1 protein-coding gene is annotated in these 894 nt (G+C 65.0%); it reads right to left on the reverse strand.

Annotation, left to right across the window (positions count from 1 at the left end; all coding sequences use genetic code 11):
• The coding region (locus tag ASC60_RS00025) for an acyltransferase domain-containing protein (protein WP_267892770.1) at window positions 1-874 on the reverse strand (874 nt) is incomplete at its 3' end.
• Between the last annotated feature and the right edge of the window lie 20 nt (window positions 875-894).

Here is an 894-nt window from a genome sequence, read left to right on the forward strand (position 1 = left end):
TTTCGGGTTGTTTGTGGGTGAGGGTGGTGGTGAGGTGGGGTGTGGGGTGGTTGTGGTGGTGGAGGGTGTGTTGGGTTGCGGTGGTGAGGGTGGGGTCGGGGCCGATTTCGAGGTAGGTGTGGGTGTGGGGTGCGGTGTGGGTGATGGCGGGGTGGAAGTGGACGGGTTGGCGGATGTGCTGGGCCCAGTAGTGGGGTGTGGTGATCTCGTGGTTGGCGGGTTGTCCGGTGAGGTTGCTGATGAGGGGGATGGTGGGTGGGTGGTAGGTGAGGTGGCTGATGGCGTGGGTGAAGGGTTGGAGGATGGGGTCCATCTGGGGTGAGTGGAAGGCGTGGCTGACGGTGAGTGTGTGGGTTTTGCGGCCTTGTTCGGCCCAGGTGGTGCTGATTTGTTGGACGAGTGGGGTGGGGCCTGAGATGACGGTGTGGGTGGGGGTGTTGAGTGCGGCGATGGTGACTTGGCCGTTGGTTGCGGTGAGGTGGTGGTGGAGTTCGTCGGGGGTGGCGGCGATGGTGGCCATGGTGCCGTTGGTGGGGAGTTGGCCCATGAGGGTGGCGCGTGTGGCTACGAGGTGGCAGGCGTCGGGGAGGTTGAAGATGCCTGCGGTGTGGGCGGCGGCGATTTCGCCGATGGAGTGGCCGATGACGGTGTCCGGGTGGATGCCGGCTGAGGCCAGCAGGCGGACCAGGGCGATGTGGAGGGCGAAGAGTCCGGCTTGGGCGTAGGTGGTGTGGTTCAGTAGTTCTGTTTGTTGGGGGTTGTGGTTGAAGACGATCTGGCGTAGCGGGTGTTCGAGGTGGGGGTCGAGGTGGGTGCAGACTTCGTCGAAGGCTTCGGCGAAGACGGGGAACCGGTCGTAGAGTGCCGCGCCCATGCCGGGGCGTTGGCTGCCCT

The organism is Streptomyces sp. NBRC 110028, from assembly GCF_001417735.1.
Taxonomy (GTDB): Bacteria; Actinomycetota; Actinomycetes; order Streptomycetales; family Streptomycetaceae; genus Streptomyces.